This is a genomic window from Nocardia sp. NPDC055029, from assembly GCF_053608525.1.
This window is the reverse complement of the sequence record NZ_JBSGVQ010000014.1, coordinates 37,584-53,927: the sequence shown is the minus strand read 5'-3', so window position 1 is coordinate 53,927 and position 16,344 is coordinate 37,584. Positions and strand designations below refer to the sequence as shown.

General features: G+C 67.0%; 15 protein-coding genes. 13 read left to right on the top strand and 2 right to left on the bottom strand.

Annotation, left to right across the window (positions count from 1 at the left end; all coding sequences use genetic code 11):
• Positions 1-3 precede the first annotated feature (3 nt).
• The 7 genes from ACWF9G_RS15180 (at position 4) to ACWF9G_RS15150 (ending at position 9,625) form a co-directional block, all read left to right on the top strand.
• Positions 4-981 carry an ABC transporter permease gene (locus tag ACWF9G_RS15180; RefSeq protein ID WP_379306357.1) on the top strand — a complete coding sequence of 326 codons (978 nt, stop codon included), beginning with the start codon at positions 4-6 and terminating at the stop codon, positions 979-981.
• Entirely contained in the window at positions 978-1,946 is a 969-nt protein-coding gene (locus ACWF9G_RS15175; protein WP_379306359.1) for an ABC transporter permease subunit, read from the top strand. Before ACWF9G_RS15180 ends, ACWF9G_RS15175 begins: the two co-directional genes overlap by 4 nt.
• Complete coding sequence (locus ACWF9G_RS15170) at positions 1,943-3,787, top strand: ABC transporter ATP-binding protein (RefSeq protein ID WP_452515845.1); 1,845 nt, start codon at positions 1,943-1,945, stop codon at positions 3,785-3,787. Before ACWF9G_RS15175 ends, ACWF9G_RS15170 begins: the two co-directional genes overlap by 4 nt.
• A 15-nt stretch (positions 3,788-3,802) precedes the next feature.
• A complete protein-coding gene (locus tag ACWF9G_RS15165) occupies positions 3,803-5,497 on the top strand; it encodes an ABC transporter family substrate-binding protein (RefSeq protein ID WP_379306363.1) in 1,695 nt (564 codons plus the stop codon).
• Positions 5,498-5,575: 78 nt separating this feature from the next.
• A complete protein-coding gene (locus tag ACWF9G_RS15160) occupies positions 5,576-7,252 on the top strand; it encodes an ABC transporter family substrate-binding protein (RefSeq protein ID WP_379306365.1) in 1,677 nt (558 codons plus the stop codon).
• Positions 7,253-7,301: 49 nt separating this feature from the next.
• A complete protein-coding gene (locus ACWF9G_RS15155) occupies positions 7,302-8,978 on the top strand; it encodes an ABC transporter family substrate-binding protein (protein WP_379306431.1) in 1,677 nt (558 codons plus the stop codon).
• 2 nt (positions 8,979-8,980) lie between these two features.
• Positions 8,981-9,625 (top strand): hypothetical protein, encoded by a 645-nt coding sequence (locus tag ACWF9G_RS15150; protein ID WP_452515843.1) that lies wholly within the window; start codon positions 8,981-8,983, stop codon positions 9,623-9,625.
• A 96-nt stretch (positions 9,626-9,721) separates the two neighbouring features.
• Here ACWF9G_RS15150 and ACWF9G_RS15145 read toward each other — a convergent pair whose 3' ends face one another.
• Entirely contained in the window at positions 9,722-10,240 is a 519-nt protein-coding gene (locus tag ACWF9G_RS15145; protein ID WP_452515841.1) for an AAA family ATPase, read from the bottom strand.
• A gap of 106 nt (positions 10,241-10,346) precedes the next feature.
• On the opposite strand from ACWF9G_RS15145, the gene ACWF9G_RS15140 reads away from it, so the two are divergent.
• Together ACWF9G_RS15140 and ACWF9G_RS15135 are read left to right on the top strand one after the other, a co-directional pair.
• Positions 10,347-11,153, top strand: a complete 807-nt coding sequence (locus ACWF9G_RS15140; RefSeq protein WP_452515839.1) for a FadR/GntR family transcriptional regulator — start codon at positions 10,347-10,349, stop codon at positions 11,151-11,153.
• A 138-nt stretch (positions 11,154-11,291) separates the two neighbouring features.
• Positions 11,292-11,903, top strand: a complete 612-nt coding sequence (locus tag ACWF9G_RS15135; RefSeq protein WP_452515940.1) for a sterol desaturase family protein — start codon at positions 11,292-11,294, stop codon at positions 11,901-11,903.
• Positions 11,904-12,038: 135 nt separating this feature from the next.
• On the opposite strand, the gene ACWF9G_RS15130 is transcribed toward ACWF9G_RS15135, so the two are convergent.
• Positions 12,039-12,587 (bottom strand): TetR/AcrR family transcriptional regulator, encoded by a 549-nt coding sequence (locus tag ACWF9G_RS15130; RefSeq protein ID WP_452515838.1) that lies wholly within the window; start codon positions 12,585-12,587, stop codon positions 12,039-12,041.
• A gap of 121 nt (positions 12,588-12,708) precedes the next feature.
• Here ACWF9G_RS15130 and ACWF9G_RS15125 point away from each other — a divergent pair, with 121 nt between their 5' ends.
• From ACWF9G_RS15125 to ACWF9G_RS15110, 4 genes are all read left to right on the top strand, one after another.
• On the top strand, positions 12,709-13,467 hold the full coding sequence (locus tag ACWF9G_RS15125; RefSeq protein ID WP_452515837.1) for a carboxymuconolactone decarboxylase family protein: 759 nt from the start codon (positions 12,709-12,711) through the stop codon (positions 13,465-13,467).
• A gap of 150 nt (positions 13,468-13,617) precedes the next feature.
• On the top strand, positions 13,618-15,027 hold the full coding sequence (locus tag ACWF9G_RS15120) for an MFS transporter (RefSeq protein WP_452515835.1): 1,410 nt from the start codon (positions 13,618-13,620) through the stop codon (positions 15,025-15,027).
• A 19-nt stretch (positions 15,028-15,046) separates the two neighbouring features.
• Positions 15,047-15,286, top strand: coding sequence for a heavy-metal-associated domain-containing protein (locus ACWF9G_RS15115; protein WP_229740050.1), 240 nt, complete (start codon positions 15,047-15,049; stop codon positions 15,284-15,286).
• A gap of 20 nt (positions 15,287-15,306) precedes the next feature.
• Positions 15,307-16,245, top strand: a complete 939-nt coding sequence (locus tag ACWF9G_RS15110; RefSeq protein WP_452515834.1) for a hypothetical protein — start codon at positions 15,307-15,309, stop codon at positions 16,243-16,245.
• The last annotated feature ends 99 nt before the right edge of the window (positions 16,246-16,344 follow it).

The window sequence follows — 16,344 nt, the reverse complement described above, 5'->3', positions numbered from 1 at the left end:
CTGATGACCGGCTTTCTGTTGCGGCGCGCGCTCAACTACGTCGTGCTCTTGCTGCTGGCCTCGTTCCTGACGTTCAGCCTGGCCTCGCTCACCTTCCGCCCGCTCGACAGTCTCGAGCAGCGCAATCCGCGCCCGCCGCAGTCGGTGATCGATGCCAAGGCCGAGCAGTTGCACCTCGACGAGCCGATCCCTCAGCGCTATCTCACCTGGCTCGGCGGCGTCGTGCAAGGGGATTTCGGGACGACGCTGGCCGGCCAGCCGGTGAGCGAGGAACTGGGCAGACGGGTGGCGGTGAGCCTGCGGCTGCTGATCCTCGGCTCGGTCATCGGCACGTTCCTGGGTGTACTCATCGGCGCGGCAGGGGCGATCCGGCAATACCGGTTCAGCGACTATTTCACGACAGTGGTCTCGCTGCTGATCATCTCCACCCCCGTGTTCCTGCTGGCGACTCTGCTGAAATACGGTGCGCTGCAGATCAACACGGCGACCGGTACCCAGATCTTCCTGTACACCGGCGAGACCTCGGCCACCCAGGTCGTCGGCTTGTGGAACCAATTCGTCGACCGCGCACAGCATCTCGTACTGCCGACACTGGTGCTGGTGCTCGGCGCCGCGGCCGGGTACAGCCGCTACCAGCGCAACGCCATGCTCGACGTCCTGCAGAGCGACTTCATCCGCACGGCTCGGGCGAAGGGGCTCTCGCGCAACCGGGCACTGTACAAACACGGCCTGCGCACCGCCCTGATCCCGATGGCCACCCTGTTCGCCTACAGCCTCGGCGGATTGATCACCGGAGCGACATTCGTCGAGAAGATCTTCGGCTGGCACGGCGTCGGTGAATGGTTCATCGACGGGATCAACGCCCAGGATCTGTACATCGTCGTCACGGTGGCGACCTTCGCCGGGCTGGTGGTGCTCGTGTCGGGTCTGCTCTCCGATGTCGTGCTGGCCCTGCTCGACCCGAGGGTGCGTGTCTCGTGACCGAAACCGAGATCATCGTCGTCGGCGCCCCCGAGGCGGTCGCGGCCGGACGCCGCAAGCTGGTCTGGCGCCGTTTCCTGCGCAACAAGCCCGCCGTCGTCGGCGCGGTGATCCTGCTCCTGCTGGTGATCGTCAGTTTCGCGCTGCCCCCGCTGCTGGCGTGGGACTACCAGCAGATGGACTACAAGGCGCTACTGAAGCCGCCGAGCGCCGAGCATCCGTTCGGCACCACCCAGATCGGCCAGGATGTGCTCGCCCAGACCATGCGTGGCCTGCAGAAATCGCTGATCATCGGATTCTGTGTAGCGCTGTTCTCCAGCATCATCGCCTCCACGGCGGGCGCGCTGGCCGGGCTGCTCGGCGGCTGGACCGACCGGGCCATCATGTGGCTGGTCGACCTGCTGCTGGTCGTCCCCGCGTTCATCATCATCGCGCTGTTCGCCCCGCGCACCAAGGGTTCCGGTTCGATCGCGATCCTGATCGTGCTGCTCAGCGTGTTCGGCTGGATGATCTCGGCCCGCATCATCCGCGGCCTCACCCTGAGTCTGCGTGAACGCGAATTCATCCGCGCCGCACGGTATATGGGCGCGCCGACGCACAAGGTCATCATCAGCCACATCATCCCGAACATCGCCTCGATCCTGATCATCGACACCACGCTGGCCGTCGGCGCCGCGATCAGCGCCGAAACAGGTTTGAGCTTCCTCGGTTTCGGTGTCCAGCCGCCCGATGTGTCGCTGGGTTCGCTGATCGCCGCAGGCACCAAGTCCGCGCTGACCTACCCGTGGCTGTTCCTGTTCGCCGGTGGCCTGCTGATCACGATCGTGTTGTGCGCCAACCTCGTCGGCGACGGCCTGCGTGACGCCTTCGACCCGGGCGCCCGCGGTGCCCGCAGGGCGCGCAAGGAGGTCGCCGAGCAGAAGGACGAGGCGCAGGTGGAGTTGAAGGAAGCCGAGAAGCGATGACCACGTCCACCGCACCCCTGCTCGAGGTAACCGACCTGCGGGTTTCCTTCCCCGGTGAGGAAGGCCGCGTCGACGCCGTGCGCGGGGTGAACTACACCGTCGGCGACGGCGAGGTGCTCGCGATCGTCGGCGAGTCCGGTTCCGGCAAGTCGGTATCCTCGCTGGCCGTGATCGGCCTGCTGCCCGAACAGGCACGCGTGCAGGGCTCGATCCGGCTGCGCGGTCGCGAGCTGCTCGGCCTCGGCGACAAGCAGATGTCGAAGCTGCGCGGCTCCTCGATCAGCATGGTCTTCCAGGACCCGCTCTCGGCGCTGACCCCGGTGTACCGGGTGGGCGACCAGGTGGCGGAGGCGCTGCTCGCGCACGGCTCGATGAGCCGCAAGGAAGCCGACGAACGCGCGATCGAGCTGCTCGAACTCGTCGGCATCCCCGACGCGCGCCTGCGCTCGCGGGCGTTCCCGCACGAGTTCTCCGGCGGTATGCGCCAGCGCGTGGTGATCGCCATGGCCATCGCCAACGATCCGGCGCTGATCATCTGCGACGAGCCGACCACCGCACTCGACGTGACGGTGCAGCGCCAGATCCTCGACCTGCTGCGCAAGGCCCGCGACATCACCGGCGCCGGCGTCATCATGATCACCCACGACATGGGCATCGCGGCCACGATCGCCGACCGGGTCGCGGTCATGTACGCGGGCAAGGTCGTCGAAACCGCGCCGGTCACCGAGCTTTTCACCGCGCCGCGGATGCCGTACACGGTGGGCCTGCTCGGCTCGATCCCGCGCATGGACGGCCCGCCGCGCAAGCCGCTGATCCCGATCGTCGGCGCGCCGCCCGCCATGCACGATCTGCCGCGTGGCTGCTCGTTCGCGCCGCGCTGCCCGATCGCCATCGACGACTGCACCGCCGCCGAACCGCCGCTGGAGAAGGTCGCGCCCCGGCACTCGGCGGCCTGCATCCGTACCGCCGAGGTCGGCACGTCCCAGCTGTTCGAGGCCTACCGCAAGGAGATCCCCGAACCGGCGCGGCCCGAGGCCACCGATTCCGATGTGGTCCTGCGGGTCACCGATCTGGTGAAGACCTTCGCGCTCACCTCCGGCGTGCTGCTGCGCCGCAAGACCGGCGAGGTTCGCGCCGTCGACGGCATCAGCTTCGCCGTGCGCGCCGGCCGCACCCTGGCCCTGGTCGGCGAATCCGGTTCGGGCAAGTCGACGACCCTGTCCCAGATCATGGACCTGGTTCGCCCGCAGTCGGGCAGCATCGAGGTCCTCGGCACCGACGTCGCGAGCCTCACCAGGGACCGCACCCGCGAGATCCGCCGCAAGATGCAGATCGTCTTCCAGGACCCCAGTTCCTCCCTCGACCCGCGCCTGCCGATCTTCGACGCGCTGGCCGAGCCGCTGCGCATCGACGGCCGCTCGCGCGAGGAGGTCAACCGCCGGGTCCCGGAGCTGCTGCGCCAGGTCGGCCTGCGCCCCGAACACGCCGAGCGCTACCCGGCGGACTTCTCCGGCGGACAGAAACAGCGCATCAGCATCGCCCGCGCCCTCGCCCTCGACCCCCAACTGCTCGTCCTCGACGAACCCGTCTCCTCGCTGGACGTGTCGATCCAGGCCGGCGTCCTGAATCTGCTGCGTGACCTGCAGGCCGAGCGCGGACTGTCCTACCTGTTCGTCTCGCACGACCTGTCCGTGGTCCGCAATCTCGCCCACGACATCGCCGTCATGTTGCGCGGCAAGATCGTCGAATCCGGCCCGGCCGAGCAGATCTTCGCGAATCCTCGGCACGAGTACACCCGCGCGCTGATCGCGGCAGTCCCGGAACCCGTCGTCAGCGGCTGAGCACCAGGAGGCGCCATGAGATCCCGAGGAATGCAGTCCCGTCGCCGCGGCCGGCTGCGCTGCGCCGCCGTGGTGGTGGCGGCCGGGATGATCGTGGCGGGGTGCGGGGCGGGTGAGGAGTCGGCGACCGGTCTCAGCGATGCGCTCGGGACGACCAGCGATATCAATCCCCAGGGATTGGACGCGCTGCGCGAGGGTGGGAATCTGCGGCTGGCCACCACCTCGTATCCGGCGAACTGGAACACGCTGTCCAACGACGGCAACGAGGGCGAGATCGCCGACATCCTGCGGCCGATGATGCCGCGCTCGTTCGAGATCGACGCGGCCGGACAGCTCAGCGTCAACACCGACTATTTCACCGATATAGCGCTGACCGGCACCGACCCGATGCGGGTCACCTATTCGATCAACCCGAAAGCGGTGTGGTCGGATGGTTCGCCGATCACCTGGGAGGACATCGCCGCCCAGGCGAACGCGCTCAGCGGCCGCGACAAGCGCTACCTGATCGCGATCACCTACGGTTTCGAGTTCGTCGAGAAGGTGGAGCGTGGCGTCGACGACCGCCAGGCGATCCTCACCTTCAACACCCCGTTCGCCGACTGGCGCGGCCAGTTCGCGGGCAACAGCTCCCTGTACCCGAAGTCGGTGACCAGCACGCCCGAGGCGTTCAACACCAGCCTCGTCGACGCGATCGGCCTCACCTCGGGCCCCTTCGTCATCACCGCCACCGACCGTGCTCAGGGCCGGATCACCCTGGGCCGCAACCCGAAATGGTGGGGCGACAAGCCGGTCCTCGACACCATCACCTACAGCGTGCTCGACCGATCGTCGTGGGTACAGGCCCTGCAGAACAACGAGCTCGACCTCGCCCTACTCACGACCATCGACGACGTGAAGACGGTCCGCGGCACCGAAGGACTCGTCGTCCGCCGTGCCCCCGGTAATCGCTGGCGGCACATCACCTTCAACGGCGCGCCGGGCTCGATCCTCGCCGACCCCGCAGTGCGCGTGGCGATCTCGAAGGCGATCGACCGCCAGGGCATCGTCTCCGCGATCCAGAACGGCCTCGTCGAGAACCCGAAACCGCTGAACAACCACGTCTTCCTGCAGGGCCAGCAGGGCTACCAGGACAACAGCCTCGGCTTCGATCCAACCGCCGCCGCCAAGGAACTCGACGCACTCGGCTGGAAGCTCAACGGTGACGTCCGCGAGAAGGACGGCCGCAAACTCGTCATCCGCGACGTCATGTACAACGACCCGACCTGGGTGCAGATCGCCCAGATCATCCAGCAGAACCTGGCCGCGATCGGCGTCGGCCTGACCCTCGACACCAAGCCCGCCGCGGGCCTTTTCACCGACGTCATCCAGCCCGGCGATTTCGACGCCGCCCAATTCACCTTCCAGGGCGACCCGTTCCCCCTCGCCAGCATCCGCCAGATCTACTACTACGACCCCAACGACCTCCAGGGCAATTTCGGCCGCATCGGCTCCCCCGAACTCAACGCCCTCATCGAACGCACCCTCACCGAACTCGACCCCCAGAAGTCCATCGACCTGGCCAACCAGGTGGACCGCATGGTCTTCGAAGAAGGCCACTCCCTGCCGCTCATGCAGTCCGACGGCAGCTACGGCGCCCGCACCACCCTCGCCAATATCGGTTCGCCGGGATTGGCATCGTACGACTACACGAAGATCGGCTTCGTGAAATAGCCGCAGCTACTCACGCCGTCCGGCTCATGAGGTAAACGCGCCGCACTTGTGCAGCGAACTATCGGAAAGGAGCGAACCATGCGGATTCGTTCAATGACCACCCGCTTGGCAATACCACTGGTCATAGTCAGCGTGCTCGCTGCCGGGTGCGGCGTGGGCGAGGAGGTGACAGCGGAAGGCTCCGCGGCGCTCGGCACCACCAACGACATCAATCCCAAGGATGTCAGCGAACTGCGTGACGGTGGCAATCTGCGGCTGGCGCTGACCTCCCTGCCCGAGAACTGGAACAACCTGCACACCGACGGCAACGACGGTGACACCGGCGCCCTGCTGCGTCCGGTCATGCCGCGAGCCTTCAAGACGAACGCGGCAGCGGAGCTCTCGGTGAATACCGACTTCTTCACCGATGTCGCGTTGACCAATACCGATCCGCAGCAGGTGACGTACACGATCAACCCCAAAGCGGTATGGACGGACGGCACTCCGATTTCCTGGGAGGACATCAAGTCCCAGGCCGCGGCCCTCAGTGGCGCCGACAAGGCATTCTTGATCGCCAACAACAGCGGTTTCGATCGCGTCGAGAAGGTCGAGCGCGGTGTCGACGACAAGCAGGCCGTCATCACCTTCAAAAAGCACTATGCCGACTGGCGTGGCCAGTTCGCAGGCAACTCGTTCCTGTTCCCGAAGTCGATCACAGGCACCGCGGAAGCCTTCAACAACAGCCAGGTCGACGCGCTGACCGTGTCGTCCGGACCGTTCGTCGTCCAGTCCGTCGACCGGGGGCAGAGCCGGGTCGTCCTCGGGCACAATCCGAAGTGGTGGGGCGACAAGCCGAAGCTCGACACCATTACCTTCAGCGTGCTCGACAGCTCGGCGTTCGTTCCCGCTCTGCTGAACAACGAGATCGATGCGGTGGGCGTCGCCAGTCGCGACGAGTTGAAATCCGCGAGAGACACCGCGGGCGTCGCGATTCGCCGAGCGCCCGGCAACAGCTGGGGCCACTTCACCTTCAATGGCGCACCCGGCTCTGTCCTCGCCGACCAGGGTGTTCGAGTGGCGATCTCGAAGGCGATCGATCGTCAGGGCATCGTCACCGCTGTCCAGAACGGGCTCGTCCAAGATCCGCAGCCGCTGAACAATCACATCTACCTGCGCGGCCAGGACGGCTATCAGGACAACAGCCTCCCCTTCGATCCGACGGCCGCGGCCAAGGAGCTCGACGCTCTCGGCTGGAAGCTCAACGGCGACGTGCGCGAAAAGGACGGGCGCAAGCTCGAGATCCGCGACGTCATGTACAACGACCCGACCAATATCCAGATCGGGCAGATCATCCAGCAGAACCTCGCACAGATCGGCGTCAAGCTGACGATCGAGACGAAGCCAGGAGCCGGGCTCTTCTCGGATGTGCTCCAGCCGGGCAACTTCGACGTCGGCCAGTGGTTCTGGGCAGGCGACCCCTTCCCGCTCAGCAGCCTGACCCAGATCTACGGCTACAACCCGGACGACATTCAGGGTAACTACGGCCGCATCGGCTCCGCTGAGATCAACGCCCTGATCGAGCAGACCGTCTCCGAGCTCGATCCGGTCAAGGCGAAGCAGCTGGCCAACGAGCTCGATCGAAAGATCTTCGAGGAGGGGCATTCCCTGCCTCTGTTCCAGTCCGCGGGCAATGTCGCGGTGCGGGACAACCTGGCGAACTTCGGTGCGGCAGGCTTGGCTTCGCTCGACTACACCAAGATCGGCTTCGTCAAGTAGCTGTCGACCCGCCGCACTCGTGCAGCGAACCTTCGGAAAGGAGCGGACCATGCGGATTCGTTCAATGACAACCCGTCTGGCAATACCACTGGTCATCGTCAGTGTGCTCGCTGCCGGATGCGCATCGGACGAGGGTGCCGAAACCGGTGGTTCTGCCGCGCTCGGCACTACCAACGACATCAATCCCAAGGATGTCAGCGAACTTCGTGATGGCGGCAACCTGCGGCTGGCGACCAGCGCTCTGCCGCAGAACTGGAACGCGCTGCACAACGACGGCAACGACGCCGGGACCGCCGCTCTGCTGCGGCCGGTGATGCCGCGGGCGTTCACCACTGATGCGGCGGCCAATCTCTCGGTCAACACCGACTTCTTCACCGACATCCAGCTGACCGGAACCGACCCACAGCAGGTGACGTACACGATCAATCCCGAGGCGGTGTGGTCCGACGGCACGCCGATCTCCTGGGAGGACATTCAGTCTCAGGCCACTGCGCTCAGCGGCGCCGACAAGGCGTATCTGATCGCCAACAATTCCGGCTTCGATCGGGTCGAGAAGGTCGAGCGGGGCGTCGACGACAAGCAGGCCGTCATCACGTTCAAGGAGCACTACGCGGATTGGCGTGGCCAGTTCGCGGGCAATTCGTTCCTGTTCCCCAAGTCGGCCACCGCGACGGCCGAGGCGTTCAACAACAGTCAAGTCGACGCGCTGGGGCTGTCGGCGGGTCCGTTCATCGTCCAGTCGGTCGACCGCGCGCAGGGCCGAGTCGTGCTCGCGCGTAACCCCAAGTGGTGGGGCGATACTCCGAAGCTCGACACGTTCACTTTCAGCGTGCTGTCCAGCGAAGCCACTCTGCCCGCGTTGCAGAACAACGAGATCGACGCGGTCGGTCTCGCCAACATCGACGAGCTGAAGACCGCACGCAGCACGCCCGGCATCGCGATTCGCCGAGCACCGGGCAACAGTTGGTCGCACCTGACATTCAACGGCGCGCCCGGCTCGATCCTGGCCGAACAGGGTGTGCGCGTCGCCATCTCGAAGGCGATCGACCGCCAGGGCATCGCCACGGCCATTCAGAACGGCCTGGTTGCCGACCCGAAGCCACTCAACAACCACATCTACTTGGCCGGCCAGAAGGGCTATCAGGACAACAGCCTCGGCTTCGATCCGACCGCCGCCGCCCAAGAGCTCGATGCTCTCGGTTGGAAGCTCAACGGTGACGTCCGCGAGAAGGACGGCCGCAAACTCGAAATCCGCGACGTCATGTACAACCAGGACGTCTGGGTACAGATCGCACAGATCATCCAGCAGAACCTCGCTCAGATCGGCGTGAAGCTGAACATCGAGACCAAGCCGGGCGCGGGGTTCTTCACCGAGAACATTCAGCCGGGCAATTTCGATGTCGGACAATGGAGTTGGGTCGGCGATCCATTCCCGCTCGGCAGTCTGACCCAGATCTACGGCTACTACCCCGATGATCTGCAGGGCAACTACGGTCGCATCGGCTCGCCGGAACTCAATGCGCTGATCGAGCAGACAATTTCCGAACTCGATCCGGACAAGGCGGTCGAACTGGCGAACCAGGTAGACCGGAAGGTCTTCGAGGAAGGCCATTCCATTCCGCTGCTGCAGTCGCCCGGCAATGTCGCGGTGCGTGACACTCTGGCCAACTACGGCGCGGCAGGACTGGCCTCGCTGGACTACACCAAGATCGGCTTCGTGAAGTAGCAGTGCACAGCTCGGGCCCGGCGCGCGCGCTCACCTATCCACTGCTGGTCACCTCCGGCACCCTCGCGGTCATCGCCGCGTGGGTGCCGTTCGCCGACCTGGACCAGCTGAGCGCGCTCGCCGCGGTCGCCCTGGTGATCCTCGCTGTCACCACCTACCAGCTCGGACTCGCCTTCGGCGTCATCCCGACCGGACTCGTGGCAACCGGCACGGTGGGCGGGAAGCGAGTCCGGCAGCAGCATCGGCTGGTGAGCCGATCATGGCTGGAGATCACCAGTGGTGACCGGATGGTGTGGCAGCCGGTTTTCTACGAACCGAGCCTGTCCGCGCTGACCCCCACCGACCTGGAGCTGACCGGCCGCACGATCCGCGCGGGCGACACCCGCTTCTACCCCTCCGGCCGGGTCCGCACCACCGAGCCCGCGGGCAAACTGATCGACAACCCGAGCCGCCCCACCGAGGAACCCACCTTCGGCATCCCCCGCCGCCTGATCCTCGACATCCAGCCCGCAGTAGCCGCCCCCATCGCGGGCCTCCTGTGGATCTACGTCATGAACGGCGGCATCGCCGCCTTCGTCGGAGCCACCACCGTCACCGCCGCCACCTTCACCTGGCTCTCCGCCATCCGCGGCTCCGACCCGAGCTGACCCTGCGGCCGTCCGATCTGCCGGCCGGCTCGGCGGGACTGCCCCTATCCCGACCGGATGTCCCGTTGCGCGACCTCGGGTCGTGCGGGGCACCATTCAGAACTGAAGTGGGCTGGCTGCGATCTTGATTCGCCTGGCAAGGTCGGCGCAGTCGACTGGCCGGGTCGTGTCGATGACGACGGTAGGCATGAGCCCGAGCGGCTCGGCCTGCTCAGCCCACACCGTCCAGTCTTCAGCCAGGCGCTGTTCGTCCCGATGCAGCACGGTTCGGCGCCTGGACGCATAGCGGACTCTTGCTACCTCGGCTGGGACGTCGCACCAGACTTCGACCACCAGATCGGCCCCGGACTGCTTGATGCCCGCCGCGGCGAATTGCAGGTCGCGTGGCTTGAACCACCACGAGTCGACGACCACGGTTTCCGGCGTCGCCCGTGCGAGTGCCCACAGCGCGTCCATCGCGATCCCGCCGATTTCGGGGATCGTCAGTGCGTCGTCGACGCAGGTGGCAAGTGCCTCTTTCACGATGTCCTTGGACAGGAACTGAGCTTCTAGCGTGTGGGCCAACGAGCGGCCCAACGTCGATTTGCCCGAGCCTGGCAGACCGTTGACCAGCACAAGAAGTTTGTCCACCGGGACATCATGACGGAACGACGCTTCGTCTGAGGCAACGGAACTGGTCTGACCACTTGACCTCTTGACCTGTTGGGTGCATGCTCGGGGTATGGCATGGACTCCTGTGGTGAAGCGCTCGGTTTCCGGTGATGTGTTCGAGCAGATCGCCGCCGAAGTGCTGGGTGGGGAGTTGGTGGCGGGGAGTACGTTGCCGAGTGAGCGGCAGTTGGCCGAGGCGCTGGGGGTTTCGCGGCCTGCTGTTCGGGAGGCGTTGCAGCGGCTCGCCGCGGCGGGGCTGGTGTCGGTGCGGCAGGGTGAGGCCACCACGGTGCTCGATTATCGGCGGAGTGCGGGGCTGGAGGTGTTGCCTCGGCTGCTGCTTCGGGGTGACACCATCGACCCGGCGGTGGCGCGCAGCATTCTCGAGGCGCGGCTGCACAACGGTCCGAAGATCGCCGAACTCGCGGCCGTGCGCGTTCGGCGGGCCCGATCGCTCGGTACCGGCGCCGCCTCGGGTTCCGCTCCCGGCAGCGGCCGGAAAGACCTGAGCGAGAGTCGGAACTCCACTGCGCCGATCGACAGCGAACTGGTGCTACTGCGGGAATCCGTCGACGCCCTTGTCGCCGAACAGGACCCGCTCACCCAGCAGCGGATCGCCCTCGAATTCTGGGATCTCGTTCTCGATCTCGCCGATTCGATCGCGTTCCGGCTGATGTATTCCATGCTGCGCGCCGCCTATGAACCCGCGCTGGCTGCGCTCGCGCCGATCATGTCCGCCGAGGTGGGCAATGGTGGCGCGTATCGAGACCTGGCCGCCGCGATCACCGCGGGCGAGCCGGAAAAGGCCGCCGAATCCGCCCGGGCACTGCTCGGGCCGGCGACCACCGCTCTCATCCACGCCCTCGACGGGGCGTGATCCACCCGAGGAATCGCCATGAAGAATGACCGTCCGACAACGACGTCGCACGAGACCGCCCCGGCAGGGGACACCCCGATCGACACCGGGCAACGCCGCGCGACCGGCGCGATCCGTCGCGGCGCGACGCTGCGCGAGATGGCGCGCGAGTTCGTCCGGCACCCGTCGCCCTGGATGATCGCCGCGGTTTTCGTGGCCGCGCTGGTGGCCCGCATCGCCGTCGGCGACTGGCGGCTCACCGACGCTCTCGTTCCCCTGATCGCCGTCGCCACCTTCCCGGTGACCGAGTGGATCATCCACGTGACAGTGCTGCACTGGCGTCCGCGCCACGTCGGCCCGATCACCATCGACAGCGAGCTCGCGCGCAAACACCGTGAGCACCATACAGATCCGCGCGACACCCCTTTGGTGTTCATCCCGCCCAAATCCCTGATACTCACCATCGTCACGCTGGTCGCCATCGCCCTGCTGGCCTTCCCCCGCCTCGGCCTCGGCCTGACCTTCCTGCTGACGATCACCACCCTCGGCCTGCTCTACGAGTGGACCCATTACCTCATCCACACCGACTACAAGCCCAAGCACGCTCTCTACCGGGCGATCTGGCGCAACCACCGCCACCACCACTACAAGAACGAGCACTACTGGTTCACCGTGACCACCTCCGGCACGGCGGACCGGCTACTCGGTACCGCGCCCGATCCAGCGACGGTGCCCACGTCACCGACGGCCCGTCACCTGCACGCGCAGTAGCCACGCCACCGCGTTGCCCGCCTGCACGCGCCGCGCAACCGGGTGACCCACACGGAGTCGCTGCTCGATGCCGCCGTCGAGCAGCGACTCCAGCTGTGTGACGGGCACCAGCCGCGATCAGCCCCGCACTGACACTCAGGCGAGCAGCCGGGCGGCGATGGCGGCCGCGCGGTCGGCGGCGGCCGGGGAGTTCTCGCGGACGGCGGTGACGATGGCGCCGTCGATGAGCAGGGCCAGTTCGGTGGCGAGAGTTTCCGGGTCGGGTTGGTCTGCGGCGGTGAGGAGTTCGGTGAGGTAGGTGATGACGCGCCGTTTGTGGCGGTCGGCTACCCGGTGGGCCGGTGAGGTGGGGTCGGCCATTTCGATCATGGTGTTGATGAAGGCGCAGCCGCGGAAGTCGTTGCGGGCGAAGCGTTCCGCGAGGGCGGTGAAGACGGCCAGCGGGCGGGCCGCGGGGTCGTCGACGGATTCGACCGAGGCGCGCAGCCAGTCGAGCCAGCGCTGGTCGCGGTCTTCCAGGACGGCGACGACGAGGTCGTCCTTACTCGCGAAGTGGCGGTAGAAGGAGGCGCGGCCGATGCCGGACTCCTGGAGCAGCCGGTCGATGCCGACGGCGCGGATGCCCTCGGCGTAGAACAGCTCTTCCGCGGTGATGAGCAAACGCTGCTTGGCCCGTGTCGCCATGCGCTCACGGTACCAGAACGGAAACGATCGGTACCGAATTGCTCGACAACTACGGAACCGATCAGTACCGTCTCCATTCGGTACCGATCAGTACCGTCGTCGACAAACCTTGGAGCACATGATGTCCCGACTTCCCCTCGTCACCGCCGACGCCGCCGATACCGAACAGGGCGAACTACTCGCCGAGGTGCACCGGCAGCTGGGCCGGGTGCCGAATCTCTACGCCGCGATGGCGAACAGTCCGGCCACCCTACGGGGGTATCTGCGCCTGCGGGATGCGCTGAGCGCCGGCAAGCTCGGCGCGAAGACCCGCGAGCGACTGGCCCTGCTGATCGCGAGCGACAACGGTTGCGAGTACTGCGTCTCCGCGCACACGATGCGGGCGGCGAAGATGGGGTTCACCCCGGAGGCGATCGCGGCGACGCGCGCGGGCGGCGCCGACAACCCGCATACCGAAGGGGTGTTGCGCTTCGCGCGCGAGGTGCTGCGCACCGGCGGACGGGTGAGCGACGAGCAGCTGGCCGCGGCCAGGAACAGCGGTGTCAGCGACGGCGAGCTGGCCGAGGCCGTCGGGCATGTGGCATTGAACGTGCTGTCGAACTACTTCAACCACGTCGCACGCCCTGAGCTGGACTTTCCGCTCGTTCCCACGCCGGCGAAAGAGGCTGCGACGTCCCCGAAATGGCGCGCCGCCGACACCGTCGCGCTGGTCGACGGCTACACCCTGACCGATGCCGACGGGCAGCCGGCGTCGACGGTGCGCGACGCGCATGTCGCCATCGAAGGCGGCTTCGCGCATATCTCCGTCAACGGAAGCGCGCAGGTTCAGATGGTCTCGGCGCCCGCCGTCGCGCTGATCACCTATCGCCCCGAATCCTGATCCGGCACAGCCATGTACGCCCGGCCCGTCACGACGCGGGCCGGGCGTTCGGCTATCCGAATCCTTTCCCGCCGGAGGCTTGACAGGTTTATACCCTAGGGGGGTATGGTACCGACCACGAGACGCACTCCGCTCGAAAGGACGAAAGTCGTGACTACGCAATCGCAATCCACCCGGAAGTGGTGGGCGCTGGCGGTGATCGCCGCAGCGCAGTTCATGGTCATCATGGACACCTCGATCATCGGGATCGCACTGCCCAAGATGCAGGCCGAGCTCGGCTTCACCCCCGGCAATCTGACCTGGGTGTTCAACGCCTACGTGATCGCCTTCGGCGGCCTGCTCCTGCTCGGCGGGCGGCTCTCCGACCTGCTCGGCGCGCGCCGGGTATTCGGCGCGGGCTGGCTGGTTCTCGCCGTCGGCTCCGTCATCGCGGGCGCGGCGGGCAATGTCGGCCTCGAGCTGGCCGGCCGGGCGATCCAAGGCGCGGGCGCCGCGCTGATCGCACCGTCGGCGCTCACGCTGCTGATGATGTTGTTCGGCGGCTCGCCACAGGAGCTCACCAAGGCACTCGCCGTCTACGGCGCGGCCGCACCGGCCGGTGGTACCGCGGGCGTGTTCCTCGGCGGTGTGATCACCGAATACATCAGCTGGCCTTGGGTTTTCTACATCAACATCCCGATCGCGGTGCTCGCGTTGATCGCCGTTCCGCTGCTGATGCCCGCCGCTCCCGCACGCAAGGGCTCGATCGATATCGCCGGATCCGTCACTGTGACAGCCGGTTTGGCGGCCGCGGTGTACGCGATCGTGCAGGCTCCGGAGGCGGGCTGGGCTTCGGGCCAGACCTGGGGTGTGCTGGCGCTGGCCGCCGCGCTGCTGGCAGGCTTCGTCTTCATCCAGTCGCGCCGCGGCGAACCGCTGATGCGGCTGAGCATCTTCCGCGCGCCGAATCTCGCCGCCGCCAACTTCGCCCAGTTCGCGCTGGCCGCCGCGTGGGTGCCGATGTGGTTCTTCCTCAATCTGTACCTGCAGCAGGTGCTCGGGTACAGCGCGTTCCCGTCGGGCGCCGCGCTACTGCCGATGACCACACTGATCATGCTCGGCATGGTGGTGCTGGCCCCGAAGGCGATGCAGCGCTTCGGCGCCAAGCCGATGATCGTCACCGGCCTGATCGTGCTCGGCCTCGGCCTCGGGATCATGTCGCTGGTCCGGCCCACCGGCAACTTCTGGGTCGACGTGCTGCCCGCCTCACTGGTGGCCGCCGGCGGCATGTCGCTGGCCTTCATCCCCTCGCTCGGCACCGCCATCTCGGCGGCGCGACCGGAAGAGGGCGGTCTCGCCTCGGGCATCGTCAACGTCAGCTACCAGGTGGGTTCCGCGCTCGGCCTGGCCGCGATGACCGCGGTGGCCGCGGCATTCGGCGCGGGCGAACTGGGCGACGCAACGGCACTGACCGACGGCTACTCGGCGGCCTTCCTCGGCGCGGGCCTGCTCGCCCTGGCAGGCGCGGGCATCACCGCGGCGGTCATGCGCACCCCGGCGATGGCCGACGCGACTGTTTGACAAAGTACCCTAGGGGGGTATGGTAATGATTGAGATCGACGACGAGGAGAACACCACCATGAGCACCACTGTCACCGTCACCGGCATGACCTGCGGTTGCTGCACCAACAAGGTTCGCGACAAGGTCGGCGCCCTGCCCGGCGTCACCGGCGTCGAGGTCGACCTGGCCGCGGGCTCGGTCACCATCGAAGGCACCGAACCCGACCGCACCGCCCTCGCCGACGCCGTCACCGCGGCCGGTTTCCAGCTCGCCGACTGAACCCGAAACGGAGCATCCCGATGAACGCAACAGGAAAGTTCGCCGGTTTCACCCTCGGCCTCGCGGCGGTCTTCGGGATCGCTCTGGCCGCAGGTGCCCTGGTCGGTCCGGAACCCACCGAACCGGCCGGGCACGGCGAGCACGAGACCGCCGCGGCGCCGTCCACCGATCTGCCCGGTGGCCTGCTGGTCACCGACCAGGGCTACACGCTGGCCCTGGACAAGCCGAACACCACGACCGCGGCGCAGACACCCGTCGCCTTCCGCATCCTCGACGCCACCGGCGCCCCGGTCACCAAGTACGAGACCAGCCACGACAAGGACCTGCACCTCATCGTGGTCCGGCGGGACATGGCCGGTTTCCAGCACGTGCATCCGGTGCTGGACCCGGCCGGGACCTGGTCTGTTCCGCTGAATCTGAGCAGGGCAGGCGACTACCGCGTGTTCGCCGACTTCACGCCGGTGGGCGGGTCGAACCTGACTCTCGGCGCCGATCTGCGCGTCGCGGGCAACTATGACGTGCAGGCGCTGCCGGCCCCGGCGGCCACCGCGCAGGTCGGGGAGTACACGGTCGCGCTGAACGGCACCGTCACCCCGGGTGCGGCGTCGAAGGTCACGCTCTCGGTGAGCCGCAACGGCGCGCCGGTCACCGACCTGCAGCCCTACCTCGGGGCTTACGGTCATCTGGTCGCCTTGCGGGCAGCCGACCTCGCCTATCTGCACGTTCATCCCGAGGGCACGCCCGGTGACGGGGTCACTCCCGCCGGTCCCGGCGTCGACTTCATGGTGAACGCGCCGAGTGCGGGCGACTACCGCCTGTTCCTCGACTTCCAGCACCAGGGCGTGGTGCGCACGGCCGAGTTCACGGTGCGGGTCGCCCAGCCGGACGCCACCGGCGCGAGCAACCCCGCGCCGACGAGTGCACCGGCCGACCACGGCACCCCGGGCCACGGGCACTGACGTAACTCACCCCGACTCGGGCAAGGCCACCGGCGCAGCCACGGCACTGATGTAGCCCACCAGCAATCCCTCAGCAAGAATCGATACCAGGAACGAAAC